We start from the raw sequence: 26061 nt of genomic DNA on the forward strand, positions 1-26061 counted from the left end.
CGCGACCACGGCCACACCGCGGCGAGGTCACCCGGCACGGCGGGACGGCCGCGTCGAGTCCAGAAAGGCCGCCATCGTCGCGTCGGCGGTGGCCCGGTCACCGGTCAGGGCAAGCTCGAACAGCACGCCCCGGGTCATCGCCATCGCCATCCGCGCCTGAGCCTGGGCCTGGGCGGGCGGGTGGCCGACGTCCTCGAAGAACTGACCGAGCCGGTCGGTCCAGACGACGATCCAGGTACGCAGCGAACTCGCCCACGCGTGCCCCTGCATCGCCGCCGCCGACATCTCGAAGAACAACGGCGCGAACGCGCGGTCGTCGGCGAGCCGGACCCAGAATTGCCAGGCCCCGTCGTACGGGTCGTCGGCCGCCTCACGTGGCAGCGACTCGAGAAACTCCTGCTGGTCCCGCCAGATGGCCTCGACCATCGCGGTGAGCAACCCGGCGCGAGAGCCGAAGTGGTAGATGAGCATCCGGTGACTCGTGCCGATCTGCGCGGCGAGGGTACGCAGGCTGGTGTCCCCGACGCCGTTGGCCGCGAACCATGCGATCGCCCGCCGCAGGAGCGCCTCCTGCGGACCTGTGGCGGGCTCTGCGACGGTCACGACAGGCATGCTACGGCCACCACCGCCACCCGCATGTACCGTTCGGTACATGACCCTGCGGCGTTCACAACCAGCCGCACTCCCGGGCCACGCGTACCGCCTCGGCCCGGCTGTCGACGCCCAGCTTCTGCACGGCGATCGCCAGGTAGTTACGGACGGTGCCACTGGACAGGTGGGCACGGCGGGCGACCGAGGCGACCGGTGCCCCGTCCTGGGCCAGTCGCAGCGTCTCCAACTCGCGGGGGGTCAGCGGGCACGGCGGGATGGTGAGCGCGTCCGCCGCGAGCGCCGGGTCGACGTACCGGCCGCCGGCGTGCACCCGGCGGATGACGTCGGCCAGCGCACCACCGGGCGAGCCCTTGGGCAGGAAGCCCCGGGCCCCGGCAGCCAACGCCCGGGTCAGGTGCGGCGGGCGACCCTGGCCGGTGAGGATGACCACCGCGCAGTCCGGCAGCGCCCGGGCCAGTTCGGCGGCCACCTGGAACCCGTCCCGGCGGGGCATGGCCAGGTCGACCACTGCCACGTCGGGCCGGTGCGCGAGGGCGGCGGTCACCGCCGACTCCCCGTCGGCGGCCTGCGCGACGACCGTCAGGTCCGCCTCGAGATCGAGCAGCGCGGCGAGGGCGGTACGGATCAGTTCCTCGTCGTCGGCGAGCAGAACGCGGATCATGCGGCGGTCGGCACGGTCGCCTCGACGGTGAAGACACCGTCGGCGCAGCGGGTGCGCAGCTGCCCGCCGGCCCCGGCCAGCCGGTCGGCCAGACCGCGCAGGCCGTGGCTGTGCCGGTCCGGCAACGCCGGGGCGGTCACGCCGTCGTTGGTCACGGTCATCCGCGCCACGTGCTCCTCCTGGATGATCTCGATCCGACACCAGCCGGCCCGGCTGTGGCGCAGCACGTTGGTACCGGCCTCGCGAAGCACCGCCGCGAGCTGGATCGCCGCCTCCGAGGGCAGCTCGCCGGCCGGTGGTACGACCGTGCACCGCACCCCGGACGAGCGCAGCACCTCACCGACGGCGGTGAGCTGCTCGGCGAGGTCGACCCGACGGTAGCCGTGCACGGTGCGGCGCAGCTCGGTCAGGGCCGTGGCGGCCAGCCGCTGCGCCTCACCCGCCTCCCGGCCCGCCCGTGCGGGGTCGTCCGCCGCGAGCCGGGCGGCCAGTTCGGACTTGAGCGCGATGACGGTCAGGTGGTGCCCGAGCAGGTCGTGCACGTCACCGGCGAAACGCAGCCGCTCCTGCGCGGCGACCAGCCGGGCCTGCGCCGCCCGCCCCTGTCCGGCCTGGACGAGCAGCCGAAAGAACCACACCTGGAAGCCGTTCACGGCGGCGACACTCAGGCCGACGCCGCCGGTGATCAACAACGCCCGGCCGACCGACGCTCCGGTCGCGGCGGCGACCGCCGCCGCGACCGCGGCGACACCGGCCGCCGCTGGTGCCGCCGCCCGCAACGGAGCCAGCAACGGGACTCCCCCGACGACGGCCGCGCCGAGCCAAGCCCAGGTGGGCCACGCGCCGACGGCGACCGGTGCCACCAGTGGCACGCTGAGCACTGTCACGCCGACGTAGCCGAGCCGCAGCCGCAGCCGACCGGGCGGTTCGGGCGTCACCGCGGCGTACAGCGCCACCGCCAGGACCAGCGCGAACGCGACCAGCCCGACGGTGCCCGCCGCCAGCCGCCACCGGTCCGGCTCCCGGGTCAGGCCGACCGCCGGCAGGAGCAGGGTGGCCGCCATGCCGCAGGCCAGGGAGACCAGGGTCGCGGCGCGGGCGCGGGACAGGGCCGCTCCCCCACCCGGCACCGCCACCTCCGCCACCACGGTCGCCAGGGTAGAACGCTACGTCGTGCCGGTGGACCCGCCGGTGTGCCCGGTCCGCCCGTGCGTTTCACCCGGCCGACCGGTGACACCAGGCGGATGGTTCCCGCGCCCGGCGGCGATGACGCTCGATGGCATGACACAGCTGAACTCGACGGCCGCCGCCACGACAACCCCCGATCGCCGGGCCGGGCCGCGGCGGCACCTCCGACACCGGCACCTGGTCCGGCACCTGCTGGAGATGCTGCTGGCCATGGTCGCCGGGATGCTGGTGCTCGGCCCGGCACGCGCCGCCCTGGGTACGGCGTTCGGGCTGGCCCCGGCCTCGCCCGGAGTCGGCGCGCTGCTGATGGCCACCGACATGAGCGTCGGCATGGCGGTGTGGATGTGGTACCGCGGGCACAGCGTCGCCGCGCTCGGCGAAATGGTGCTGGCCATGTACGCGCCGGTCCTGCTGCTGCTCGTACCCTGGGCAGCCGGGCTGCTCGACGCCGACGCCCTGTCGACCGGTGCCCACCTGCTGATGGTGCCGGCGATGATCGCGGTGGCGCTGCGCCGCCGGCACGAATACACCGGGCACCCCATCGCCCGGCCCGCCCCGCGACACCCGCTGCCGCGGGTGCTGGCACACCGCTGGCCGGCCGGGCTGGCCCTGCTGATGACCGCCGACAACTGGACCTCGCCCGCACCGTTGGCCGCGTACACGCTGCTGGTCCTGCCGATCGGCTACCTGGTGATCGGCAGCTTCCGCCGACAGTGGGGCGTACCCGGGAACCTTCGGCTCCAGCTCGCCGGTCTGGCGGGTTGGTCGGCGCTGGCCCTGCTCGCCGTGTCGGTCGGCGGCAGCGCCGGGCAGTGGCTGGTGGCGGTCGGCTGGCTGGCCCACGCGGGATGGGACCTGTACCACCACCGCACCCGACAGGTGGTCCCACGCGGCTACGCAGAGTGTTGCGCGGTCATCGACGCCGTGCTGGGGATCACCATCATGTTGGCGCTGGTCACCGGCTGAGACGGTCCCACGGGGGGTCCGCCGGCACGGGGCGGCGGACCCCGCGCGTCGTCCGGTGGTCGGCCTCGCTTGTTCCGGTGGCCCGGCCTCGCTTGTTCCGGTGGTCGGCGCAGCGGGCGAGATGGCGTAATGAAAAGCTTGACCCATGAGTTCCACGCCCGTATCGCCCGACCCGTCCACCGACCACCCCGCCTTCGCGGATCTCGGCCTGCGGCCCGAACTGCTCGCCGCGCTCGCCGCGCTCGGCTACGAGGAGCCCACGCCGATCCAGCGCGAGGCGATCCCTCCGCTGCTGGACGGCCGGGACCTGCTCGGGCAGGCGGCGACGGGCACCGGCAAGACGGCGGCGTTCGCACTGCCGCTGCTGCAACGGATGCCGGACGATCGGACGGGCGACCCGCTGGCCCTGGTGCTGGTGCCGACGCGGGAACTCGCGGTGCAGGTGTCGGAGGCGTTCCACCGCTACGGCAAGGATCTCGGCGCCCGGGTGCTACCCATCTACGGCGGTCAGCCGATCGGCCGGCAGCTGCGGGCGTTGGACATCGGGGTTGACGTGGTGGTGGCCACCCCCGGCCGGGCACTGGACCACATCGCCCGGGGCACGCTGCGGCTGGGCAACATCGCCGCGGTGGTGCTCGACGAGGCGGACGAGATGCTCGACATGGGCTTCGCCGAGGACATCGACGCGATCCTGGAACACGCCCCCGAGCAACGCCAGACGGTGCTCTTCTCCGCCACCATGCCGGGGCGGATCGACGGCATGGCCCGGGCCCACCTGAGCGATCCGGTGCGGATCCTCATCGCCCGCGAGCAGGCGGTGGCCGGCGAGGCGCCCCGGGTACGGCAGAGCGCCTACCTGGTGTCCCGGGCGCACAAGCCGGCGGCGCTGGGCCGGGTGCTGGACGTCGAGTCGCCGACCGCGGCGATCGTGTTCTGCCGCAGCCGGGAGGAGGTCGACCGGCTCACCGAGACGATGAACGGTCGCGGGTACCGGGCCGAGGCGCTGCACGGCGGGATGAGCCAGGAGCAGCGCGACCGGGTGATGGGACGGCTCCGGTCCGGCACCGCCGACCTGTTGGTCGCCACCGACGTGGCGGCCCGTGGGCTGGACGTCGAGCAGCTCAGCCACGTGGTCAACTACGACGTGCCGTCGGCTCCGGAGTCGTACGTGCACCGCATCGGCCGGGTGGGCCGGGCCGGCCGGGAGGGGGTGGCGATCACCCTGGCCGAGCCCCGGGAGCATCGGATGCTCAAGACCATCGAGCGGGTCACCGGGCAACGGATCATGATTGACAAGATCCCCACCGTCGCCGACCTGCGTACCCGTCGACTGGAGCTCACCCAGGCCGCGCTGCGGGAGAGCCTGCTGGAGGACGACCTGGACCCGTTCCGGGTCATCGTCGAGACGCTCAGCGACGAGTTCGACCTGATGGAGGTGGCGCTCGCCGCGGTGAAACTGTCCCACGAGGCGACCCTGCCCGGCTCCGACGACGCCGAGGAAGAGATCCCGCAGGTCGCGGTCCGCTCACCCCGGGAGGGGCGGGAGACGCGGGACGGCCGACCGGGGTACGAGGGCCGGGGAGAACGCCGACCGGCGCGTCCCCGCGCCAGCGGCACCACCCAGGTCTTCATCGGCCTCGGCCGGCGCGCCGGGGTACGCCCGCAGGACCTGGTGGGCGCGATCACCGGCGAGACCGGTATCCGCGGCCGGGACATCGGCTCGATCGAGATCGCCGACCGGTTCTCCCTGGTCGAGGTGCCGAACTCGGTCGCCGACGAGGTCATCGCCGGACTGCGCGGCAGCACCATCAAGGGCCGCAAGGCCACCGTCCGCCGCGACCGCGACGACAGCCGCTGAGGCGAGGCGGGAGTTTGTTAACAGGGGCCCCCTGCTATACGCCAGGCGTTAACAGGGGGCCCCTCCTTACACCTCAGGCGGCGGTGAGGTGCTGGCCGCCCAGCGATGCCGGGTCGATCTCGGCCGGACGTAGCGCCAAGGCGAGCACGTCCGCGACATCGGCCAGGGTGTGCACGGTCAGCGCCTCGCGTACCTCGGTCGGCAGGTCGTCGAGGTCCGGCTCGTTGCGGGCCGGGATCACCACCTCGGTCAGGCCGGCCCGGTGCGCGGCGAGCAGCTTCTGCTTCACCCCGCCGATGGGCAGCACCCGACCGGAGAGGGTCACCTCGCCGGTCATCCCGAACTCGGGGCGTACCGGCCGGCCGCTGGCCAGCGACGCCAGGGCGGTGACCATGGTGATGCCGGCGCTGGGGCCGTCCTTGGGCACCGCGCCCGCCGGGACGTGCAGGTGGATCCGCCGCCCGGCGAGGGCGTTCGGGTCCAGGCCGAGCCGGCGGCCGTTGGCGCGCAGGTAGGAGAGCGCGATGTGCGCCGACTCCTTCATCACGTCACCGAGCTGGCCGGTGAGGGTCAGCCCTGGGTCACCCTCCATGCTGGTCGCCTCGATGAAGAGCACGTCTCCGCCGGCGCCGGTGACCGCGAGGCCGGTGGCCACGCCCGGCACCGCGGTGCGCTCCGCAGACTCCGGCGTGTGCTTCGGGCGGCCGAGGTAACGGACCAGGTCGTCCACGCCGACCCGGACCGGCGTCGGATCGCCGGTCAGGGCGACCGCGACCTTCCGCATGATCTTCGCGAGGGCTCGCTCCAGCTGCCGTACGCCGGCCTCCCGGGTGTACTCCCCCGCGACGCGACCCAGCGCCGCGGCGTCGACGTCCACCTCGTCGGCGGTCAGCCCGGCCCGCTCCCGCTGCCGGGGCAGCAGGTGGTCGCGGGCGATGGCGACCTTCTCGTCCTCCGTGTAGCCGTCCAGGGTGACCAGTTCCATCCGGTCCAGCAGCGGGCCGGGGATGGTCTCCACCACGTTGGCGGTGGACAGGAACAGCACGTCGGACAGGTCGAGGTCGACCTCCAGGTAGTGGTCCCGGAAGGTGTGGTTCTGCGCCGGGTCGAGCACCTCCAGCAGGGCGGCGGCCGGATCGCCCGCGTACCCCACGGAGAGCTTGTCGACCTCGTCGAGCAGCACCACCGGGTTCATCGAACCCGCCTCGCGCAGCGCCCGGACGATACGACCGGGCAATGCGCCGACATAGGTACGCCGGTGGCCCCGGATCTCCGCCTCGTCCCGGATGCCGCCGAGGCTGACCCGGACGAACTTCCGCCCGAGCGCCCGGGCGACCGACTCGCCGAGGCTGGTCTTGCCGACGCCGGGCGGGCCGGCCAGGGCGAGCACGGCACCGGAGCCGCGACCGCCGACCACGCCGAGGTCGCGCTCGGCCCGCCGGTTACGCACCGCGAGATACTCCAGGATGCGGTCCTTCACGTCGGCCAGGCCGGCGTGGTCGGCGTCGAGCACGGCCCGCGCCGCGGCCAGGTCGGTGTTGTCTTCGGTACGCGTGCCCCACGGCATCTCCAGCACCGTGTCGAGCCAGGTGCGGATCCAGCCGGCCTCGGGGGATGCGTCGCTGGCCCGCTCCAGCTTGCCGACCTCGCGCAGCGCGGCCTCGCGTACCTTCTCCGGCAGGTCAGCGGCCTCGACGCGGGCCCGGTAGTCGGCGGAGCCGTCCGGCGCGTCCTCGCCGAGCTCCTTGCGGATCGCGGCGAGCTGCTGTCGCAGCAGGAACTCCCGCTGCGACTTCTCCAGCCCGTCGCGCACATCGGAGTTGATCTGCTCGGTGACCTCCTGCTCGGCCAGATGGTCCTTCACCCAGCCGACGAGCAGTTCCAGCCGGGCCGCGACGTCCGGCGCGGCCAGCAGTTCGGTCTTCTGCGCCAGGGTGAGCCAGGGCGCGTACCCGGCCGCGTCGGCCAACTCGGAGAGGTCGGTCATCCGCTCCATCGCGTCGATGACCTGCCACGCGCCCCGCTGTTGAAGAACGGAGGTCATCAGGGCGCGATACTCGCGGGCGAGCTCCCGCGCCTTGCCGGCCGGGGCCGGTTCGTCGAGTTCGGTCGCCTCGACCCAGAGCGCCGCGCCGGGACCGGGCACGCCGGAACCGATTCGGGCACGGCCGAGGCCGCGGATCACCGCGGCCGGCTCGCCGCTGGGCAGCCGGCCGACCTTCTCGATCGTGGCGATCGCGCCGACGGGGCCGTACTCGCCGTCCAGGCGCGGCACGGCGAGTAGCTTGCGGTCGCCGGTGGCCCGGGCCGCGTCGACCGCGGCCTGAGTGGTCGGGTCGAGGGTCACCGGGATGACCATGCCGGGCAGCAGTACGGCGTCGGTCAGTGGAAGTACCGGAAGAGTTGCCATCGAACACCTGCTATCGCATCGAGTTGAGCGTGTACGGCTCAAGCTCGAACGGAGCGCGGTTGTTCCTCGGTGTGGCCTGGAACACAGGACCGCTCACCGCGGGCCGGTGAGCGGACGGCCCGTGCCGGTCCACCACGCCCACGGCGCGACATCCGAAATCGAGAATTCTGTTGGCGCGCAAAACGCGGACCGCCGCAAGGCGCGCTTTGTTGCGCAATTGCGGGGCGATGAGTCAAACTTTGACCACACCCCGCCAGACACAGGGAGTAATTGACGATGGCTAAAAAAGTAATCACGGTGCTGACCGACGACCTCGACGGCGGAAAGGCCGACCGTACGGTCGAGTTCAGCCTGGATGGCGTGGCGTACACGATCGACGTGTCCGACGAGAACGCGGGTGTCCTGCGCAAGGCGCTGGATCCGTTTATCGATGCTGGCCGTCGACTTGGCCGTGGGGGCCCCGACACCAGCCGCACGCCGCGCCGCGCCAGCGGTTCGCCGGCGCCGGGAATGAACCGTGAGCAGAACCGCGCCGTCCGGGAATGGGCGGTCAAGAACGGATACAAAATCTCCGAACGGGGTCGCATCCCGGTCGAGGTGGTCGAGGCGTACAAGAGCCGCTGAGCAGGGGTACACCGGTCTGGCGCGGTAAGGCCCTGTGGCCCAGGTCGCCGACGTTCGAAATGGGTCGCTCGGCCCCGAACATGCGTGTGGGGCCGTCCGGAAGGTCTTCCGGACGGCCCCACACACATGGCGTCAGTTGATTGACATCAGTTGACCTGGATCCGCACCGCGTCGAACGCGGGGGTCTGGTTCGCCCGCTCCGACATCGGGATACGGTGCGAACCGTCACCGGCCCAGACCGCGCACTGCGCGATACCGGAATCCGGCAGGCCCGGAACCTGGATGGTCACCTCGTCCGGCTGGGCACCACCGCCGCCGTCCTCGGTGGCGACGAAGAAGGCCGGTACCGGCTCCGGCGCCGGCGCCTCGTTGACGTTGGGCAGCATCCGGCACGCGGTGTGGAAGTGGCCGCGGGTCAGGCCCTGCTCGTTGAGCAGCGAGCTCTCCAGGTAGTAGCCGCCCTGGCCGGCCGGGAGGAACCGGTCCCGGATCAGGTTGCGGGTGCTGATCCGGAGTGCGAAGCCCTCGTTGCGGTTGACCTGCTGCGGAGAGTCGGTGATCAGCAGCGACGGGTTGTTGGCCGCGGAACCGACCTCGCCGAAGGCGGTGGTGATGCAGCGGTTGCCGTTCTGGAAACCGTCGTGCCGCTGCAGCTGGCTGTTGTCGCAGTTGTTGGCGAGCACGTCGAGGCCGTTGTTGTTGCCTCCGCCGTTGTTGCCTCCGCCGTTGTTGCCGCCACCGTCGTTGCCGCCACCGTTGTCGTTGCCGCCACCGTTGTTGCCGCCGTTGTTGCCGCCGTTGGTGTTGTCGACCGGGCGGACCTGGCAGGTGGCGAGATTGGCCAGACCGCGCGGCCGGGGGCCGAACCGGTCGATGGCGATGGTGATCCGGTCGAGGGTCGCCCGACGCTTGCTGGCCAGCGGGCCGAGGATGCTGTTGTTGATGAACGCCTGACCCCTGTTGCCCTCGGCCGCGAGTCGCTGGTCGGCCTCGGTGATCTGGGTCTGCAGGGCGTTCAGGTTGCGGTCCACCTCGGCGCGGGCCCGGTCGGGCACCTGCGGCAGCCGACCGACCACATCGGGACAGGCAACGGCGACAGCGCCGGTGGTCGCGCCGCCGGTGCCGGTGCGGGTCTCCTGGCACTCCTCGACAGTCTGCTGCCCATCACCCCAGTGGTTGGTCACCCAGCGGCCGTTCTGCCAGGTGCGGGTGGTGGTGACGCCGCGACCGGTCGGTGCGGTGGCACCGGGGCTCGGTTCCACGCAGTCGGCCGACACCGGACGCTGCTGGTTGTTCTGCCGTCGGTCACCGGCCGACGAGATCTGGGTCACGGCGACCACGCCGCCGAAGACAGCGAGCGTGGCGCCAACGGCCAGAAGTCGCTTGGTCCGCGCGCTACCGGATGGTCGGCGCGACCGGGTTGACCTGCGCATCGAATTGCTCTCCTTCTCGATCCGGTACCTGATTCGTGACTCGACGGACCGAACGGAATCCTGGTGGCGTGCTCGACGGGGACCGTCCGAACACGCCGATGGCACGTCGACGAGCGACGATGCCCTTTCCGCACCGTCTCCCGCGCCTACCGGTGCGGGTTGGGGAGATCCTGTCCATTCCCGGTGAGGTACGGCCCCGCCACGACAGCGGTTCAAAGGGTGGTGACTTTTTTTCGAGGTTCTCTTTCCGCGTCCGAGCCGCTACCGTCCGCCCCGGGACGACTACCGCACCGAGGCGTAGTCAGTCCTGGCAGAGGTGGTCGTAGGCGAAGGTGTCCACGAGATCGTCCTGGCGGGCCCGCAACCCCCGGATTGCGCGGAGCAGCTCCTCGCGAGAAACGAGCGTCGGCGTCTCCGTCTCCAGTTTCCTCAGCCGTTCGCCGACGGCGAGCACGGCCAGGTCTTCGGCGAACCGGGCCAGATCAATTCCGCAGTGCAGCCCGTACGCGCACAGCGTCACCCGCTCCACCAGGAAGCCACCGGGACGCACCTCGGCCCAACTCCATCCCTCGGCCGGCCCCTGTGCCCAGTACACGTGCAGTCCGCGCAGGATCGGATCCGTCAGCCGCCGCGCCACATACGCCTCGACCGCCTCGACCCGGGCGAGCACGCCGAGGTCGTTGACCGCGCCGTCGCGCCCGTCGGGCAGCCGGCCGACAATGTCGCGAAACTCGACGTACGACTGCGCCGACGCGTCGGCGCCCTCGGCGTACCGGCGGGCATCGATCACGTAGCCGGCGATCCGCGGCCCGTGCTCGGCGGCCCGCAGGGTGGCGGAGGCGATCCGCAGCAGCGGCAGACCGATCGCCGTGACCACCGCCTCCGTGGTCCGCTCGGCGCGCCGGGCAGCCGAATCCGGCGACGGTGGACGGAGTTCGACGGCGAACTCCGGTCGTCCGGTGTCCGCCGCGCAGACCACCTGGTCGAGCAGCGTGCGGCTGGCCGTGCTCCACTGGTTGCCGGTGAGTCCCGGTGGACGGCGCCGGAGCAGTTCACCCAGGCGCAGGCCGGCATGGACCCGCCGCTGGGTCGAGAGCAGCGCGGGGCCGCGACCGGCGCCGGTAGGCACCGTCGACAGCCAGGAGTCGTCACCGGTCATCGTCGTATCCACCCAATCCTGCTGCCGACCGCCGAGTCTAGGATGACGATCATTCCGGTCGGCTCCCCCGGTGGGGCCGTCGACAGGCCGATGGCGAGCCACCCGGGCCCGACCGTGGCCCCCGGCGCCGAGGAGGTGGACGGGGTGCGGGTGGTCTCCCTGGTGCCGTCGCTGACCGAGGCGGTGGCGGTGACCCTCCCCGGGTTGCTGGTGGGAGCCACCGACTGGTGCACCCATCCGGCCGACCTGGATGTGCCGCGGGTGGGCGGCAGCAAGTTTCCCGACCTGGACCGGATCCGGGCCCTCCGCCCCGACCTGGTCCTGCTCAACATCGAGGAGAACCGCCGCGAGGACGCCGCTGCCCTGGCCGCCGCCGGGGTGCCGATCCGGGTGACCTACCCGCGCACCGTCGACGGGGCGCTGACCGAGCTGGCCGACCTGCTCCGCGACCTGGGTACGCCCGCCGAGCCCGACTGGCTGGCCACGGCCCGACAGGCCTGGACCGCGCCGGCCGGTACGACGGTCGCGCGCCGCGCGGTGGTGCCGGTCTGGCGGCGACCCTGGGTGGTGCTCGGCGCCGACACCTTCGCCGGCGACGTGCTGCGCCGGCTCGGCGTGTACAACCTGTACGCCGAGCAGCCGGAACGGTATCCCCGGCCGAACCTCGACCAGATGCTGATGGCGGAGCCGGATCTGGTGGTGCTGCCGGACGAGCCGTACCGGTTCACCGGCGACGACGGGCCGGAGGCGTTCGCCGGCATGCCCTGCGCCCTGGTGTCCGGACGGCACCTGACCTGGTACGGCCCGTCGCTGGCCGAGGCCCGCGGGGTGCTTACCGCCCAGCTCGCCGACCCGATCGTCGCCGGTTGACCGGGCGGACAGGGGTCGAAGGTCCCGCCCGGTCAGGGACCGGTCGGCCCTGACCGCGACGCACCTCCGGGAGTCCAATAGAAGTGCCACCGGGACAGCGGTGCGAAGCAGCGAAGGGACGTGGACACGATGACCGCGACGACCAAGCGGAACACCGCCGCCGTCAACACCCCGGGGGCCGAGACCATCCGGGAGCAGACCACCCGGCAGCAGGCCACCCGATACCTGCTCGGCGGGCTCCGCCTGGCGCTGGGCTGGATCTTCCTCTGGGCCTTCCTGGACAAGATGTTCGGCCTGGGGTTCGCCACCGAGGCGAAGAACGCCTGGATCGACGGGGGCAGCCCGACCAAGGGCTTCCTGAGCTTCGGCGCCGCCGGCCCGTTCCAGGGCTTCTACAACAGCATCGCCGGCGCAGCCTGGGCCGACTGGCTGTTCATGATCGGTCTCGCGGCCATCGGCACGGCCTTGATGCTCGGCATCGGGGTACGCGTCGCCGCCGCCGCCGGTGGCCTGATGCTGGTGCTGATGTGGACGGCCGTCCTGCCTCCCGAGAACAACCCCTTCATGGACGACCACCTGATCTACGCCGGCGTGCTGGCCCTGCTCGCGGTGACCAACGCCGGTGACAACTGGGGCCTCGGCCGCACCTGGGCGCGGCTGCCGATCGTCCAGCGCTTCGGCTGGCTCCGCTGACCTGATCGCCTCCCCGCGCGGCGGGCGTCACCTCCCGGTGGCGCCCGCCGCACTGTGCGCCGGCCGCCGTCTCGTATCGGCGGCCACCGAGGTCACGACCATCCGGTGGGCCTGCCGGCCGCAGCATCCGGCACAATCATGCTGACCGAAACCGACGTCCCAGGAGAATCCGCATGAACCAGGCAGCGAGCAAGCCCGAGATCGGTCCGATCGAGGGTGCCCCGCCGGCTGACCTCGTGATCGAGGACATCAGCGTGGGCGAGGGTCCCGAGGCCCAGCCCGGCCAGGTGGCCCGCGTGCACTACGTCGGGGTTTCCCACTCCACCGGAGCCGAGTTCGACGCGTCCTGGAACCGGGGCGAGGCGTTCGAGTTCCCGCTCGGCGGCGGGCGGGTCATCGACGGTTGGGACCAGGGCGTGGTGGGGATGCGGGTCGGTGGCCGGCGCAAGCTGACCATCCCGCCGCACCTCGGGTACGGCAGCCGGGGTGCCGGTGGCGTCATCAAGCCCAACGAGACCCTGGTCTTCGTGGTCGACCTGCTCGGCGTCCGCTGACCCGCGTGTCCGGCGCCGGCCCCGTGCCCGGCGCCGGACACTCCGGTCGCCGCGGGTCAGGCCGCCGCGAGCACCCGCTCGGGTGCCGCACCGATGACCGGGATGATCCGGCGCAGGCCGGTTGCGTACAGCACCCGCTCCACCACGGGCGGCGGATCGACCAGCACCAACTCGCCGCCCTGGGCCCGCACCCAGAGCCGGGCCGCGACCAGCGTGCGCACCCCGGTGGCGGAGAGCAGCCGGACACCAGAGAGATCCACCCGCAGCTCCGGGCGGCTGGGAGCCGCCCACAGCGCGGCACGGAACATGGCGACGGTGGCGATGTCGACCACGCCGACCACTCGAACGCACACCGCGTCGTCGGAGACCTCGGTCTCGACGTGGAACCGCTCCTCGCGCTCTCGCATGAGCTGAACCTATCCCCCGGCACCGACACTTCCACCCTGCGCAGAGGTGGTTCCGGGTAAGCCCAGGGCATGACCCTCAGCAGTGACGCGTCCACCCTAGGGACGATCCCCCGTCAGGGTCGCCACGGCCGGCGGGCACGGTCGTGGCGAGGCCGGGCCGGCCCGCGAGGGACCCGGCCCGGCACGTACCGTCCTGGTCAGCCGCCGCTGGCTGACGGCTGCGGTTCGGGTGAGCCACCGGCCACCGCGCCCGGATCCAGCGCCTGGGTGGGCGCGGGCCGCAGCCCGGCGGGTACGGGCAGCGCGCTGCCCTTGGCGAACTGCTCCCAACTGACGTTCCAGGCCGTCCAGCCGTTGCCCTCGTTGAGTTCGACCTCGGTCCCCTTGACGGTGACCAGGTCGCCGACCTGGGTGATGCCCATCAGCCAGTCCGCGTTGGCCGCGGAGAGGTTGGTGCACCCGTGCGACACGTTGGTGTACCCCTGGTCCCCCTCCGACCAGGGCGCCCCATGGATGAACTCGCCGCCCCAGGTGAGCCGCTGCGCGTCTTCGACATCCACCACATAGGGGTCGGCCGAGCCGCGCGTGTCGAACGTGGTGAACTCGTGCTTGTCCATGATCACCATCTTGCCGCTGGAGGTCGGGGTGCTCGGTTTGCCGAGGCTGACCGGCAACTTCCGGAGCAGCTTGCCGTCGCGGATCACCGACATCTGCTTGGTCGCATTGTCGATCTCCAACTCGACCTGCCGGCCGATCTTCGAGGTCGCCCGCCGGTCGGCGTCACCGACGCTCTCCTTGCCGATCGGCAGGCCCTCCAGCGCCGAGCGGACGCTGATCTTCGTACCGGGCCGCCAGAAATCGGGTGCCCGGTAGTACACCTGACTACCGTCGGACACCCAGGACCAGGTCCCCGGCTGCGGCGGATCCGTCTTCACGAACAAACGGCGCTGCACATCCGTCCTGGCCTCTTCTGGAATTGGCGGGTCGAAGGCGACGGTTACCGGCATCGCGGTACCGTACGTCCGATCCCCGGCGAAATACAGCACGCTCGTGATGGCCGGTTTAGATGATTTCGGCTGGGTCGTGAAGGTGGTCTTGCGGGTGATGGTGGTCCCCGAATCCCCGGTCGCGGTCACCTCTGCGGTGTAGGTCCGCTTCGGCTCCAGGACCTTGCTCGGCACCCACCCGGTGCCGTCCTCGCGGGGCTCGGCCGCCACCGCCGCACCCTTGTCGTCGGTGATCCGCACGGCGGTGACCCGCCCATGTTTGACCACGGTGCCGATCTCGCCGCTGAGCGGTACGTCCCGGGTGCCCTCGGCCGGTGTGACGGCCAATTCCGGGTTGGTCCGCGCCTCGGCCGACTGCCCGGGCCTGCGGTCGCTGGTGCACGCGCCCAGCGCCAGCGGCGCCGCCGCCACACCCACCGCCAACAGCGTCAGTCGCCGCCTCAACCTCATGATGCGTCCCCCCGTTTATCGCCGCGTCCTCCGCCATATTCTCCCGGCTCGCCGCCGACGTTTCCGCAATTTCCCGCAAGAGCGGAAAGACTGCCGGGCGAACGTTTTTCCGTATTCGCACACGACGAGGGAGGAATACCACCGGAGGGCGGGACAGGCGATAGCCGGCGGGCTGCGGCGAACGGCCCCTTTGCCGCCTTGAGAGGTTCACGTCCAGACTCATCCGGACTGGACGTGAACCTCCCGGTCGAGACGGTTGTCAGACGTTGGCGATCAGCAGCGCCGGCTGCTCGACGCAGTCCGCGACGTGCCGCAGGAAGCCACCGGCGACCCCGCCGTCGCAGACCCGGTGGTCGAAGGTGAGGCTCAACTGCGTCACCTTCCGGACCGCCAGCTGGCCGTCGACGACCCATGGCTTGTCCACGATCCGACCCACGCCGAGCAGTGCCGCCTCGGGGAGGTTGATGATCGGGGTCGAGCCGTCGACGCCGAACACCCCGTAGTTGTTCAGCGTGAAGGTCCCGCCGGTGAGCCGGGTCGGTGGCAGGTCTCCGGCCCGGGCCGCCGCCGTGGTGGCCGCGAGTTCGGCCGCCAGCTCCGCGGTGGTGAGCCGGTCGGCGTCGCGCAGCACCGGCACGACCAGGCCCCGGTCGGTCTGGGCGGCGATGCCCAGGTGCACCCCGGCGGACTGGATGATCCGCTGCGCCTCGGTGTCGACCCGGGCATTGAGCTGCGGGTAGCGGCGCAACCCGGACAGGCAGATCCGCGCGAGCAGGGCCAGGATGCTCACCGGCTGGTCCGGCCGGGCGGTGTTGATCGCGGCCCGGGTCTCCAGCAGCGCGGTGGCGTCGGCGTCCACCCAGATGGTCACCTCCGGGATCTCCCGCCGGCTGCGCGACAGCTTGTCCGCGATCGCCCGGCGGATGCCGGTCAACGGGATGACCAGATCCTGGATACCGGCCGTAGCGGCGGCGAGCTGCGCCGGATGCTCCGCCGACGCTGCCGGCAGGTCCGGCACCGCGGTCAGCCGGGCCGCCCCACTCACGCCGGCCACCGCGTTCTGGCCGGCCGCCCCGGTGACGTCAGCCGCTGCCTCCACGTCGGCCCGCCGGACGACACCGCCAGGGCCGCTGCCGCGCACCGTCGCCAGGTCCACCCCACGCTCGCGGGCCAACCGCCGCACGATCGGCGAGATGACCAGGGGCTGCGCCGCCCCAGGCCGACCGGGCTCGCGCCCGGCTGCCGCCGCAGGGGGCAGGCCGGGACCGGGCGGGGTCGCCGCGCGGCCAGGCGAGGCCGCCGTCAGGCTGGGCGAGGCCGCCGGTGCGCCGCTCACGACCGGCGCGTGCGTGGCGGGTGCGAGCCGAGGCCGTCGGCGGCGGGAGCCGCCGTGGCCGGTGCCGTACCCGATCAGGACGTTGCCGGAGCCGGCCCGCTCCTCCTCGCGGTAGACGGCGTGACCGGTGGGTTCGGTCGCGTCGACGGCGACCGGCTCGGCGACGGTGATCAGTGGTTGGCCGACCGGGCGCACCTCACCCTCCGCGCCGTGCAGGGCGACGACCCGGCCGGCGTACGGGCAGGGCACGTCGACGACGGCCTTCGCGGTCTCGACCTCGACCACGGTCTGGTCGACGGTGACGGTGTCGCCGACCGCGACCCGCCACCGCACGATCTCCGCCTCGCTGAGTCCTTCGCCGAGGTCGGGCAGGAGAAAATCACGCTCGGTCATGCCGCGCTGCCCTCGGTCAGCCAACGCGGATCCGGCTGGTCCTCCCACTGCAACCGGGCCACCGCGTCCAGTACGCGGTCGACCGAGGGCAGGTGGGTGTGCTCCAGCATCGGCGCCGGGTACGGGATGTCCAGCCCGGAGACCCGCAGCACCGGCGCGTGCAGCGCGTGGAAGCAACGCTCCTGCACCCGGGCGGCGATCTCCGCGCCGACCCCGGCGAAGCCCTGCGCCTCCTGCACCACCACGCAACGGCCGGTACGCCGGACCGAGGCGGCGATCGTGGCGTCGTCGAACGGCACGATCGTGCGTACGTCGACCACCTCGAGGTCCCAGCCCTCCTCACGGGCGGCCTCGGCGGCCTCCAGCGCGACCGGGACCGCCGGACCGTACGCGACCAGGGTGGCGTCACGTCCGGGCCGGCGCACGACCGCCCGGCCGAACGGCTCGGTGCGCGCCGGCAGCGACGTTTCGGCGCCGGCGAAGTAGAGCTTCTTCGGCTCCATGAACACCACCGGGTCGAGGTCCTCGATCGCCTCCCGCAGCAGCGAGTACGCGTCGTCCACCGTCGCCGGAGTGACCACCTTCAGACCCGGGGTGTGCGCGTAGTACGCCTCCGAGGAGTCGCAGTGGTGCTCGACGCCACCGATGCCACCGGCATAGGGAACCCGGATGACCATCGGCACGCTCAACGCGCCCCGGGTGCGGTTGCGCAGCTTCGCCACGTGGGAGACGATCTGCTCGAAGGCCGGGTACGCGAAGGCGTCGAACTGCATCTCGACCACCGGGCGCAGCCCGGACATGGCCAGCCCGACGGCGAAGCCGACGATGCCCGCCTCGGCCAGCGGCGTGTCGAAGCAACGCTTGTCGCCGAAGCGCGCCTGCAACCCGTCGGTGATCCGGAAGACCCCACCGAGCTGCCCGACGTCCTCACCGAAGACGACCACCCGCTCGTCGTCGAGCATCGCGTCGGCGAGCGCGGCGTTGAGCGCCTTCGCCATGGTCATGGTGGGCATCAGGCGTCCTCCTCCGAGGCGGCGAGTTCGGCGCGCACCTGCTCACGCTGCTCCACCAGCTGCGGGGTGGGCTGGGCGTAGACATGGTCGAAGAGACTGAGCGGATCGACCGTGGGCTGGCTGTTCATCCGTTCGCGCAGCTGCGCGGCGTACGTCTCGGCCTGCTCGGCGATCTCGGCGACGGCCGCGTCGTCGAGCATGTTCCGGCCGCGCAGGTAGGTTTCCAGCCGGGTCAAAGGGTCGCGGTCGCGCCACGCCTCGACCTCCTCGGCGTCGCGGTAGCGCGAGGCGTCGTCGGCGTTGGTGTGCGGCTCCATCCGGTAGGTGTGCGCCTCGACCAGGTACGGACCCTTGCCGGCGCGGGCGTGCGCGACCGCCCGGTTCAGCACGGCGAGCACGGCAACCGGGTCGTTGCCGTCCACCTGCTCGCTGGGCACGCCGTAGCCGACGCCCTTGTAGGCCAGCGAGGGAGCGGCGGTCTGCCGGGACAGCGGGACGCTGATCGCATACCGGTTGTTCTGCACGAAGTAGACGACCGGCGCCTTGAACACGGCGGCGAAGTTGACTCCCTCGTGGAAGTCGCCCTCACTGGTGGCCCCGTCGCCGATGTAGACCAGCGCCACCGTGTCGCGTCCCTGGTACGACTCCCCGTAGGCCAGGCCGGCGGCGTGCACGCACTGGGTGGCCAGCGGGGTGCACTGCGGCGCGGTCCGCCGCTGCGCCGGGTCGTACCCGCAGTGCCAGTCGCCGCGCAACAGCGTGAGCACCTCGACCGGGTCGATGCCGCGGGCGGTCAGCGCCATCGACTCGCGGTAGGTGGGGAACACCCAGTCGTCGTCGCGCAGCGCGAGGACGCCGCCGACCTGGCAGGCCTCCTGGCCCCGGGACGACGGGTAGACGGCGAGCCGGCCCTGCTTGGTCAAGGCGGTGGCCTGCGCGTCGAAGCGCCGGCCGACGACCATCCGCCGGTACATCTCCCGCAGCGCCTCGACGGGCGGCTCGGGATAGTCGGCGCGGGCCGGCAGCAGCGTGCCGTCGGGGTTCAGCAGCCGCACCGGTTCGGTCTGCGGCAGCAGGCCGGCGGAGGGGTCGGGCGCGCTCGGTCGGCGCTTGCGCGGGGATGCCCTGCGGGCCGCCTGGGGGGTGGTCGTCACGGCGGAACCTCCTGGACGTGTGGTGGCCCTATGCTCCTGGTGTTGGATGATTGACTCAAGATGGCCGGCAAACGCGGGACCAATGGCACCGAATGGAGGCTGCGATGAGCCAGGAGGCCGCCGACGGGCCGGGCCGGGCCGGTGAAACGGGACGTTCGGCCGCCGCGCTCGACGAGGTGGACCGGCGCATTCTCGACGAACTGACCCAGGACGGCCGGATCTCCATCCGTACGCTGGCCGAACGGGTGCACGTCTCGCGCACCAACGCGTACGCCCGGGTGGAGCGGTTGCTGCGCGACGGCGTGATCAGCGGCTTCGCCGCGCGGATCGCCCCGGAGGCGGCCGGGCTGGGCACCTCCGCGTACATCGCGTTGACGATCAGGCAGGACACCTGGCGGGAGGTCTCGGCGGAGCTGGCGCGGGTGCGCTACGTCGAGCATGTCGCGCTGCTCAGCGGCGAGCACGACGTGCTCGCGCTGGTCCGAGCGCCGGACAACGCCACCCTGCGGGACGTGGTGCTGGATCGGGTGCAGCGCATCGCCGGGGTGCTGTCCACCCGCAGCTGGCTGGTCTTCGACGAGTACGACGGGGTGGTCAGCCCCTGGGCGTAACCGTCCGGCTCAGCGCTCCGGCGGGGACTCCAACCCCTCCCGGTCGGCCAGCTCCAGCAGCGGCTCCAGCGAGAAGCGTCGCCCGTCCAGGCCGGCGTGCGGGTCGCCCCGCTCGGCGAAACGTGCCGGCACGGTCGTGACGTCGAAGTCCTCCGGCCGCGCGTCGTCCAGCTCGGCCCAGTGAAGCGGCGCGGAGACCAGCGCCGCCGGGGTCGGCCGGATCGAGTACGCGGAGGTCATCGTGTGGTCCCGGGCCATCTGGTTGTAGTCGACGAAGACCGGCCGGTCCCGCTGGTCCCGCCACCAGGTGGTGGTCACCAGGTCCGGACGGCGTCGCTGCATCTCGCGCCCGAGGGCCAGCACCGCGCGACGACAGTCACCGAAGCTCCACCGCGCCTCGATGGGCACATAGATGTGCAGGCCCCGCCCGCCGGTGGTCTTCGGATAGCCGACCAGGCCCAGCTCGTCGAGGAAGCCACGCACCTCGTGCGCCACCGGCACCACCTGGTCGAATCCCACCCCGGGCAGCGGGTCCAGGTCGATGCGCAGCTGATCCGGGCGTTCGACGTCGGCCCGGGTCACCGGCCACGGGTGAAAACGCAGCGTACCGAGGTTCACCGCCCAGATCACCACGGCCAGCTCGCCCGGCGCGACCTCGTCGGCGCTGCGACCGCTGGGAAAGGTGATGTGCGCCGTGCCCACCCAGTCGGGCGCACCCGCCGGCACCCGCTTCTGGTAGAACGCGTCGCCCCGACTGTCCTGTCGGGTGGCGATCGTCGCGCCCTCGAAGACGCCGCGAGGCCACCGCTCCAGCATGGTCGGGCGGTCCCGCAGCGCGCGCAGGATGCCGTCGCCGACGGCGAGGAAGTAACGCACCACGTCGAGCTTGGTCAGCCCCCGCTCGGGGAAGTACGGTTTGTCCGGGCTGGAGACGCGGACCGCCCGCTGCCCCACCTGGATCTCCTCGGCCGCCGTCGCCACAGCTACCGAGGTTACGTCGGTGTGCACACCGTCCGGGGAGCAACCGGGCCAGCGTGCCGCGCGGGCGGGCCCGGCACCTCAACCGGCCGGCAGGATCCGCCGCCACGTCGGCGACGTGGCCCGGGGTCGCCATTCACGCGGGTACCCGACCGACACCTCCTCGAAGCGCACCCCGTCGTACCGGGTGGTGCGGGGAATGTGCAGATGGCCGTAGACCACCGCGGCGGCGTGGAAACGTCGATGCCAGTCAGCCGTCGCATCGGTACCGCACCACTGCGCGAAGATCGGGTACCGCAGCACCCGGGTCGGTTCCCGCACCAGCGGCCAGTGGTTGACCAGGACGGTCGGCAGGCCGTCGTCCCGCTCGACCAGGCGTTGCCCGGTCACCGCGACCCGTTGCGCGCACCACGCCGACCGACTCGGATAGGGGTCGGGGTGCAGCAGGAACTCGTCGGTACAGACGATCCCGGTACGGTACGCCTCGGCCAGGGCGGCCTCGGGGGTGTCCAGCCCTGCCGGGCGCCAGCTGTAGTCGTAGAGCAGGAACAGCGGCGCCACCAGCACCGGCCCGCCCGGTCCCCGCCAGATCGGGTACGGGTCCTCCGGCGTGAGGACACCCAGCTGCCGGCACAGCGCGACCAGGTGCCGGTAGCGGTCCACGCCGCGCAGCTGCACCGGGTCCGACGGCGGGGTCCACAACTCGTGGTTGCCGGGCACCCAGACGACGGTGTCGAAGCGGCGCTTGAGGGTGCTCAGCGCCCACTCGATGTCGGCCACGGTGTCACCGACGTCGCCGGCGACCAGCAGCCAGTCCTGCGGGGAGTCGGGCCGCAGGCCCTCCACGACCGGCCGGTTGGCCGGGTGGCCCACGTGCAGGTCGCTGATCGCGAGCAGAGCTCCCCCGCCCTGGGCCGTCATGCGCCGATCGTAGGCGGACCCGCCGGCGGTGGCGAGGTCGCCCGTGGCGGTGCGCGGGGTGCCGGGCGGCGGACCCGGTAGGATCGGCGGGGGCCGTGACTGGCGCGTGGGGATGGAGCACCATCGGGAAGCGGTCCCGTCATGATGACGCATGCCGAGCGCCTGGGCCTTCCACACATCACCTGGAGGTCGCATGCCGTCGAACGCCGAGTCCACCGCCTTCCGCAGCGCCCTGGAGGTGATCCGTGGCGTCGAGCCGCGGGTCGCCGACGCGATCCGGGCGGAGCTCGCCGACCAGCGCGAGTCGCTCAAGCTGATCGCCAGCGAGAACTATGCCTCCCCGGCCACCCTGCTGACCATGGGCAACTGGCTCAGCGACAAGTACGCCGAGGGCACCGTCGGTCGCCGCTTCTACGCCGGGTGCCAGAACGTGGACACGGTCGAGGCGCTCGCCGCCGAACACGCCCGGGAACTGTTCGGCGCGGCACACGCGTACGCGCAGCCGCACTCGGGCATCGACGCCAACCTGGTGGCGTTCTGGGCGATCCTGGCCGACCGGGTGGAGGCCCCGGCGCTGAAGCGGGCCCAGGCGCGCCACGTCAACGACCTGACCGAGGCGGACTGGTTCGCGCTCCGGCGCGAACTGGGCGACCAGCGGATGCTCGGCATGTCGCTGGACGCCGGCGGTCACCTCACCCACGGCTTCCGACCCAACATCTCCGGCAAGATGTTCGACCAGCGCAGCTACGGCACCGACCCGTCGACCGGGCTGGTCGACTACGACAAGGTCGCCGAGGCGGCCCGCGAGTTCCGGCCGCTGGTGCTGGTCGCCGGCTATTCGGCGTACCCCCGGAAGGTGAACTTCCGGATCATGCGGGAGATCGCGGACTCCGTCGGCGCCACCTTCATGGTGGACATGGCCCACTTCGCGGGTCTGGTCGCCGGCAAGGTGTTCACCGGCGACTTCGACCCGGTGCCGCACGCCCACATCGTCACCACCACCACCCACAAGTCGCTGCGCGGCCCGCGCGGCGGCCTGGTGCTCTGCGGCCCGGAGCTGGCCGACCAGGTGGACCGGGGCTGCCCGATGGTGCTCGGCGGCCCGCTGCCGCACGTGATGGCCGCCAAGGCCGTCGCCCTGGCCGAGGCCCGCCGCCCGGACTTCACCGACTACGCCCGACGCATCGTCGACAACGCCCAGGCGCTCGCCGAGGGCCTGCTGCGCCGGGGCGCCACGCTGGTCACCGGCGGCACCGACAACCACCTGGTGCTCATCGACGTGACCGGCTACGGGCTGACCGGCCGGCAGGCCGAGCAGGCGCTGCTGGACTCGGGCATCGTCACCAACCGCAACGCGGTGCCGCAGGACCCCAACGGCGCCTGGTACACCTCCGGCATCCGGATCGGCACGCCCGCGCTGACCACCCGCGGGCTGGGCACCGCGGAGATGGACACCACCGCCGAGCTGATCCACACCGTGCTCAGCCAGACCGGTGCCGGCGCGAACCCGGACGGCACGGCCTCCAAGGCGAAGTACCTGCTCGACCCGGCCCTCGCGGACAAGGTCAGCCGCCAGGCCAGCGAGCTGCTCGCCGCCTTCCCGCTCTACCCGAATGTCGACCTCGGCTGAGGTGCCGTCGCGCACGGGCCGGGCCGGACGGCCGGGCCCGTGCGTCGGTCACGGCGCTCCGGCTCTCAGTTCAGCGGGCGCTTGAGGTGGTAGCGGTGGACCTCGGTGCTGCCCTGCACGTTGTTCACGTCCTCGGCCGCCGAGACGAGTTCCCAGCCCTCGCGACCGGCCCGGTTGAGGTGCGCCACGGCGGTGTCGCCGTACGCCGTGATGTCCTTTCGGGACCCGTCAGGCCCGTACCAGACGAACGAGACATGAAAATTCCGCCCCTGCCCTTGATAGCGGCGGACCAGCAGGGCGTACTCCCAGGCAACCATGCCGACCATTATGACCATCCATCGAGGACCGCGGCAGGGCAGCCGTCACAGGTTGCGAACCGGTGAACGCGGTGAGTCGACGCGCCGACTCATCCCATCGGCACCGTACGCAGCTGCCGGGCGGCGGCCGGGTCGGCGCAGCCGGCGAGGGCCAACGCGTCCCGCAGCTCGTCGGCGAGCAGCGCCAGCGCCGTACCCGCGCCCGCCTGCCCGCCGCTGGCCAGCGCCCAGAGCATCGGCCGGCCGACCAGCACGCCCGCGGCGCCCAGGGCGAGCGCGCGCAGCACGTCGACGCCACCCCGGATCCCGCTGTCCAGCAGCACCTCGCAGCGGTCGCCCACCGCCGCGACCACCTCCGGCAGCATGGTGACGCTGGCCGGCGCGCCGTCGAGCTGCCGTCCGCCATGGTTGGACACCACCACGGCCTGCGCGCCCGCCTCGGCGGCCCGGACGGCGTCCACTGGGTCGAGCAGTCCCTTGACGATCAGCGGCAGGTCGCAGTGCTCACCCAGCCACCGCAGATCCGCCCAGCTCAGCGCGGGCGCGAAGGCCGCGCCGCTGTCCACTGTCACCTGGGTGACGCCCGGCGTACCGCCGTGGGCGAGGTCGTCACGGCCACCCGGCAGGTTCGCCGCCACCAGTTCCGGCGGCAGCCGGAAGGCGTTTCGCAGGTCCCGCCGGCGCCGGCCGAGCACCGGCACGTCCACCGTGACCACCAGCGCCCGACAACCCGCGTCGCGGACCCGCGCCAGCAGATCGACCACCAGAGCCCGCTCACGCAGCCAGTACAGCTGGAACCAGACCTCGGCGCCGGTCGCGGTGACCTGCTCGATCGGGGTGCTGCCGAGGATGCTCGCAAGGTACGGCACCCCGGCTGCCCCGGCTGCCGCGGCCAGCGCCGGCTCCCCGTCGGGATGCACCAACCGTTGGTACGCCATCGGCGCCACGCCCACCGGCATCGCGTACTCGCGCCCGAGCAGGCGGGTACGCAGGCTCGGGGTGGCCACTCCGGTCAGCATCCTCGGCAGCACACCGACCCGATCGAGCGCGGCGCGGTTGTGACCGAGGGTGACCTCGGTACCGCTGCCACCGTCGACGTAGTCCCACACCGGCGGCGGCAACACCGTCCGGGCCAGCGCGGCGAAATCGGCCAGGCATACCGGCGGCGGACTCGGGGTGATCTCCATGGGGTCCACGATCGCCGACCGGGCGGCGACGCGCCAGTGGCACCGGGGCACCCACGGAGGTGTCCGCTGGCGTACCGTCGGGAGGTGGCCAGTTGGGACGACGTACGACGGATCGCGCTGGGTCTGCCGGAGACCAGCGAGCGGCCCTCCTACGAAGGAGTGGCCGCCTGGCGGGTGAAGGACAAGGCCTTCGTCTGGGAGCGCCCGCTGCGCGGCAAGGAGCTTGAGGCCTTCGGTCCGGCCGCGCCCGAGGGCCCGATCCTCGGCGTCCGGGTGGCGGACCTCGGCGTCAAGGAGGCGCTGCTGGCCGACGACCCGGGTCTCTTCTTCACCACCCCGCACTTCGACGGCTACCCGGCGGTGCTGCTGCGGCTGGACCGCATCGGCGTCGCCGAGCTGACCGAACTGGTCGTGGAGGCCTGGTACGCCCGCGCCCCGAAGCGACTCGCCGCGGCGTACGGCACCGAGACGACCGGGCCGGAAGGCTGACTGGCGCGCCCGTTCGCGCCGTGTTCGTCCATCCGCCACGCCGGCTTCTCCCGCCCCGCGTAGCGTCGGCGCCCGTGACCAGCCGTCCGGCGACCACCGAGCTACGCGCCCTGCACCGCATCGGTGACACTGCCCCACACAGCGCCTTCACCGACCTGGTCCGGCATGCGGGCGCCTGGTTCTGCGCGTTCCGGCAGGGCCGGTCACACCTGTCCGACGACGGCGTCCTGCGGGTGCTGACCTCCTCCGACGGCCGGTCGTGGCGGACCGCGGCCGTTCTCGGTCAGCCCGGTGCCGACCTGCGCGACCCCCGGTTCGTGGTGCGCCCCGACGGACGGCTGCAGCTGCTGGCCGCCGCCGCGACCGGCATGCCGAAACGATTCCGCACGGTTGCCGCCCTCAGCGACGACGGTCACCGCTGGGACGAGCCCCGGCCGGTCGGCGAAGCGGACGTCTGGGTCTGGCAGGCCGCCTGGCGAGACGATGTGATGTACGGCGTCGGTTACGCCACCCGGGAGCCACGGTTCGCCCGGCTCTATCGGAGCGAGGACGGCCTGGACCTGCGCCCCGTGGTGCGGACGCTGTTCTCCGGCGGCTATCCGAACGAGTCCGGGCTGGCCTTCGACCCCGACGGCACCGCCACCTGCCTGCTGCGGCGCGACGGCGGCACGGCCACCGCGCAACTCGGCCGGGCCCGCCCGCCGTACCGCGAGTGGACCTGGACGGACCTCGGCGTACGAGTGGGTGGGCCGGCGCTGCACCGGTTGCCCGACGGCAGCCTCGTCGCGGGCGTACGCCTGCACGACGGCCGGGTGCGCACCGCGATCTGCGCGGTCGACGTGGCACGTGGCCGGCTGCGGGAACTGCTGGCGCTACCCTCGGGCGGCGACTGCGGCTACCCCGGTCTGGCCTGGCACGACGACCGGCTCCACGTCAGCTACTACTCGTCGCACGAGGGCCGCAGCCACGTCTACCTGGCGCAGGTCGACCTCGGGCCGCGCCCGCTCTGACCACCGGCGCACGGCACCCGCCACGGCGACGCCGGGTCCACGGTCGGCGGGTGGCCACCCATCGTCCTCGGTCAGCGAAAACAGCGGGCCGGTCACGAGATCGCCACCCTCCACCACCACACGTCGTTGC

General features: G+C 72.4%; 25 protein-coding genes and 1 riboswitch. Of the genes, 10 read left to right on the forward strand and 15 right to left on the reverse strand.

Annotated elements, in window-relative coordinates:
• Positions 1–27 precede the first annotated feature (27 nt).
• From BMY89_RS13485 to BMY89_RS13495, 3 genes are all read right to left on the reverse strand, one after another.
• A complete protein-coding gene (locus BMY89_RS13485; RefSeq protein ID WP_170147649.1) occupies positions 28–603 on the reverse strand; it encodes a TetR/AcrR family transcriptional regulator in 576 nt (191 codons plus the stop codon).
• Positions 604–667: 64 nt separating this feature from the next.
• Complete coding sequence (locus BMY89_RS13490) at positions 668–1273, reverse strand: response regulator transcription factor (RefSeq protein ID WP_092380076.1); 606 nt, start codon at positions 1271–1273, stop codon at positions 668–670.
• Complete coding sequence (locus BMY89_RS13495) at positions 1270–2421, reverse strand: sensor histidine kinase (RefSeq protein ID WP_232521293.1); 1152 nt, start codon at positions 2419–2421, stop codon at positions 1270–1272. The genes BMY89_RS13490 and BMY89_RS13495 overlap by 4 nt, the downstream gene beginning before the upstream one ends.
• A gap of 133 nt (positions 2422–2554) precedes the next feature.
• On the opposite strand from BMY89_RS13495, the gene BMY89_RS13500 reads away from it, so the two are divergent.
• Positions 2555–3427, forward strand: coding sequence for a hypothetical protein (locus BMY89_RS13500; RefSeq protein WP_232521294.1), 873 nt, complete (start codon positions 2555–2557; stop codon positions 3425–3427).
• Between the two features lie 145 nt (positions 3428–3572).
• Entirely contained in the window at positions 3573–5285 is a 1713-nt protein-coding gene (locus BMY89_RS13505) for a DEAD/DEAH box helicase (protein WP_092380078.1), read from the forward strand.
• Positions 5286–5358: 73 nt separating this feature from the next.
• Here the strand turns inward: BMY89_RS13505 and lon are convergent, their stop codons facing one another.
• Complete coding sequence (gene lon, locus BMY89_RS13510) at positions 5359–7695, reverse strand: endopeptidase La (protein ID WP_092380080.1); 2337 nt, start codon at positions 7693–7695, stop codon at positions 5359–5361.
• Between the two features lie 276 nt (positions 7696–7971).
• Between lon and BMY89_RS13515 the strand changes: the two genes are divergently transcribed.
• Positions 7972–8319, forward strand: a complete 348-nt coding sequence (locus BMY89_RS13515; protein ID WP_092380082.1) for a histone-like nucleoid-structuring protein Lsr2 — start codon at positions 7972–7974, stop codon at positions 8317–8319.
• A gap of 146 nt (positions 8320–8465) precedes the next feature.
• On the opposite strand, the gene BMY89_RS30370 is transcribed toward BMY89_RS13515, so the two are convergent.
• Positions 8466–9752, reverse strand: coding sequence for a hypothetical protein (locus BMY89_RS30370; RefSeq protein WP_092380084.1), 1287 nt, complete (start codon positions 9750–9752; stop codon positions 8466–8468).
• A gap of 301 nt (positions 9753–10053) precedes the next feature.
• Positions 10054–10911 (reverse strand): hypothetical protein, encoded by an 858-nt coding sequence (locus tag BMY89_RS13525; RefSeq protein ID WP_092380086.1) that lies wholly within the window; start codon positions 10909–10911, stop codon positions 10054–10056.
• Between the two features lie 144 nt (positions 10912–11055).
• Between BMY89_RS13525 and BMY89_RS13530 the strand changes: the two genes are divergently transcribed.
• From BMY89_RS13530 to BMY89_RS13540, 3 genes are all read left to right on the forward strand, one after another.
• Positions 11056–11781 (forward strand): helical backbone metal receptor, encoded by a 726-nt coding sequence (locus BMY89_RS13530; RefSeq protein ID WP_092380391.1) that lies wholly within the window; start codon positions 11056–11058, stop codon positions 11779–11781.
• A gap of 120 nt (positions 11782–11901) precedes the next feature.
• Positions 11902–12474 (forward strand): DoxX family membrane protein, encoded by a 573-nt coding sequence (locus BMY89_RS13535; RefSeq protein WP_092380088.1) that lies wholly within the window; start codon positions 11902–11904, stop codon positions 12472–12474.
• 173 nt (positions 12475–12647) lie between these two features.
• On the forward strand, positions 12648–13028 hold the full coding sequence (locus BMY89_RS13540; protein WP_092380090.1) for an FKBP-type peptidyl-prolyl cis-trans isomerase: 381 nt from the start codon (positions 12648–12650) through the stop codon (positions 13026–13028).
• 56 nt (positions 13029–13084) lie between these two features.
• Here the strand turns inward: BMY89_RS13540 and BMY89_RS13545 are convergent, their stop codons facing one another.
• The 5 genes from BMY89_RS13545 to pdhA form a co-directional block, all read right to left on the reverse strand.
• The gene (locus tag BMY89_RS13545) at positions 13085–13435 is read right to left on the reverse strand and encodes an STAS domain-containing protein (RefSeq protein ID WP_092380092.1); all 351 of its coding nucleotides are present in this window, start codon (positions 13433–13435) and stop codon (positions 13085–13087) included.
• A 197-nt stretch (positions 13436–13632) separates the two neighbouring features.
• Positions 13633–14892 carry a L,D-transpeptidase gene (locus BMY89_RS13550; RefSeq protein ID WP_092380094.1) on the reverse strand — a complete coding sequence of 420 codons (1260 nt, stop codon included), beginning with the start codon at positions 14890–14892 and terminating at the stop codon, positions 13633–13635.
• A gap of 259 nt (positions 14893–15151) precedes the next feature.
• Positions 15152–16621 (reverse strand): dihydrolipoamide acetyltransferase family protein, encoded by a 1470-nt coding sequence (locus BMY89_RS13555; RefSeq protein WP_092380096.1) that lies wholly within the window; start codon positions 16619–16621, stop codon positions 15152–15154.
• A complete protein-coding gene (locus BMY89_RS13560) occupies positions 16618–17634 on the reverse strand; it encodes an alpha-ketoacid dehydrogenase subunit beta (protein WP_092380098.1) in 1017 nt (338 codons plus the stop codon). The genes BMY89_RS13555 and BMY89_RS13560 overlap by 4 nt, the downstream gene beginning before the upstream one ends.
• Positions 17634–18788 carry a pyruvate dehydrogenase (acetyl-transferring) E1 component subunit alpha gene (gene pdhA / locus BMY89_RS13565; protein ID WP_092380100.1) on the reverse strand — a complete coding sequence of 385 codons (1155 nt, stop codon included), beginning with the start codon at positions 18786–18788 and terminating at the stop codon, positions 17634–17636. The genes BMY89_RS13560 and pdhA overlap by 1 nt, the downstream gene beginning before the upstream one ends.
• Before the next feature lie 104 nt (positions 18789–18892).
• On the opposite strand from pdhA, the gene BMY89_RS13570 reads away from it, so the two are divergent.
• Positions 18893–19399, forward strand: coding sequence for an Lrp/AsnC family transcriptional regulator (locus tag BMY89_RS13570; RefSeq protein WP_092380102.1), 507 nt, complete (start codon positions 18893–18895; stop codon positions 19397–19399).
• Between the two features lie 9 nt (positions 19400–19408).
• Here BMY89_RS13570 and BMY89_RS13575 read toward each other — a convergent pair whose 3' ends face one another.
• Together BMY89_RS13575 and BMY89_RS13580 are read right to left on the reverse strand one after the other, a co-directional pair.
• Positions 19409–20380, reverse strand: a complete 972-nt coding sequence (locus tag BMY89_RS13575; protein WP_092380105.1) for a DNA polymerase domain-containing protein — start codon at positions 20378–20380, stop codon at positions 19409–19411.
• 78 nt (positions 20381–20458) lie between these two features.
• A complete protein-coding gene (locus BMY89_RS13580; protein ID WP_092380107.1) occupies positions 20459–21298 on the reverse strand; it encodes a metallophosphoesterase family protein in 840 nt (279 codons plus the stop codon).
• A gap of 85 nt (positions 21299–21383) precedes the next feature.
• A riboswitch (ZMP/ZTP riboswitch) is annotated at positions 21384–21473 on the forward strand.
• An 18-nt stretch (positions 21474–21491) separates the two neighbouring features.
• Here BMY89_RS13580 and BMY89_RS13585 point away from each other — a divergent pair.
• The gene (locus BMY89_RS13585; RefSeq protein WP_092380109.1) at positions 21492–22928 is read left to right on the forward strand and encodes a glycine hydroxymethyltransferase; all 1437 of its coding nucleotides are present in this window, start codon (positions 21492–21494) and stop codon (positions 22926–22928) included.
• 65 nt (positions 22929–22993) lie between these two features.
• Here the strand turns inward: BMY89_RS13585 and BMY89_RS13590 are convergent, their stop codons facing one another.
• Positions 22994–23254, reverse strand: coding sequence for a hypothetical protein (locus BMY89_RS13590; protein ID WP_092380110.1), 261 nt, complete (start codon positions 23252–23254; stop codon positions 22994–22996).
• 80 nt (positions 23255–23334) lie between these two features.
• On the reverse strand, positions 23335–24432 hold the full coding sequence (locus tag BMY89_RS13595) for an alpha-hydroxy acid oxidase (RefSeq protein ID WP_092380393.1): 1098 nt from the start codon (positions 24430–24432) through the stop codon (positions 23335–23337).
• Between the two features lie 84 nt (positions 24433–24516).
• On the opposite strand from BMY89_RS13595, the gene BMY89_RS13600 reads away from it, so the two are divergent.
• Both BMY89_RS13600 and BMY89_RS13605 read left to right on the forward strand, forming a co-directional pair.
• Positions 24517–24921 (forward strand): MmcQ/YjbR family DNA-binding protein, encoded by a 405-nt coding sequence (locus BMY89_RS13600; RefSeq protein ID WP_092380112.1) that lies wholly within the window; start codon positions 24517–24519, stop codon positions 24919–24921.
• A gap of 74 nt (positions 24922–24995) precedes the next feature.
• Positions 24996–25931 carry a sialidase family protein gene (locus BMY89_RS13605; protein ID WP_232521297.1) on the forward strand — a complete coding sequence of 312 codons (936 nt, stop codon included), beginning with the start codon at positions 24996–24998 and terminating at the stop codon, positions 25929–25931.
• Positions 25932–26061: the final 130 nt, after the last annotated feature.

The sequence above is a fragment of the Micromonospora phaseoli genome (assembly GCF_900109115.1).
Classification (GTDB): Bacteria; Actinomycetota; Actinomycetes; order Mycobacteriales; family Micromonosporaceae; genus Micromonospora; species Micromonospora phaseoli.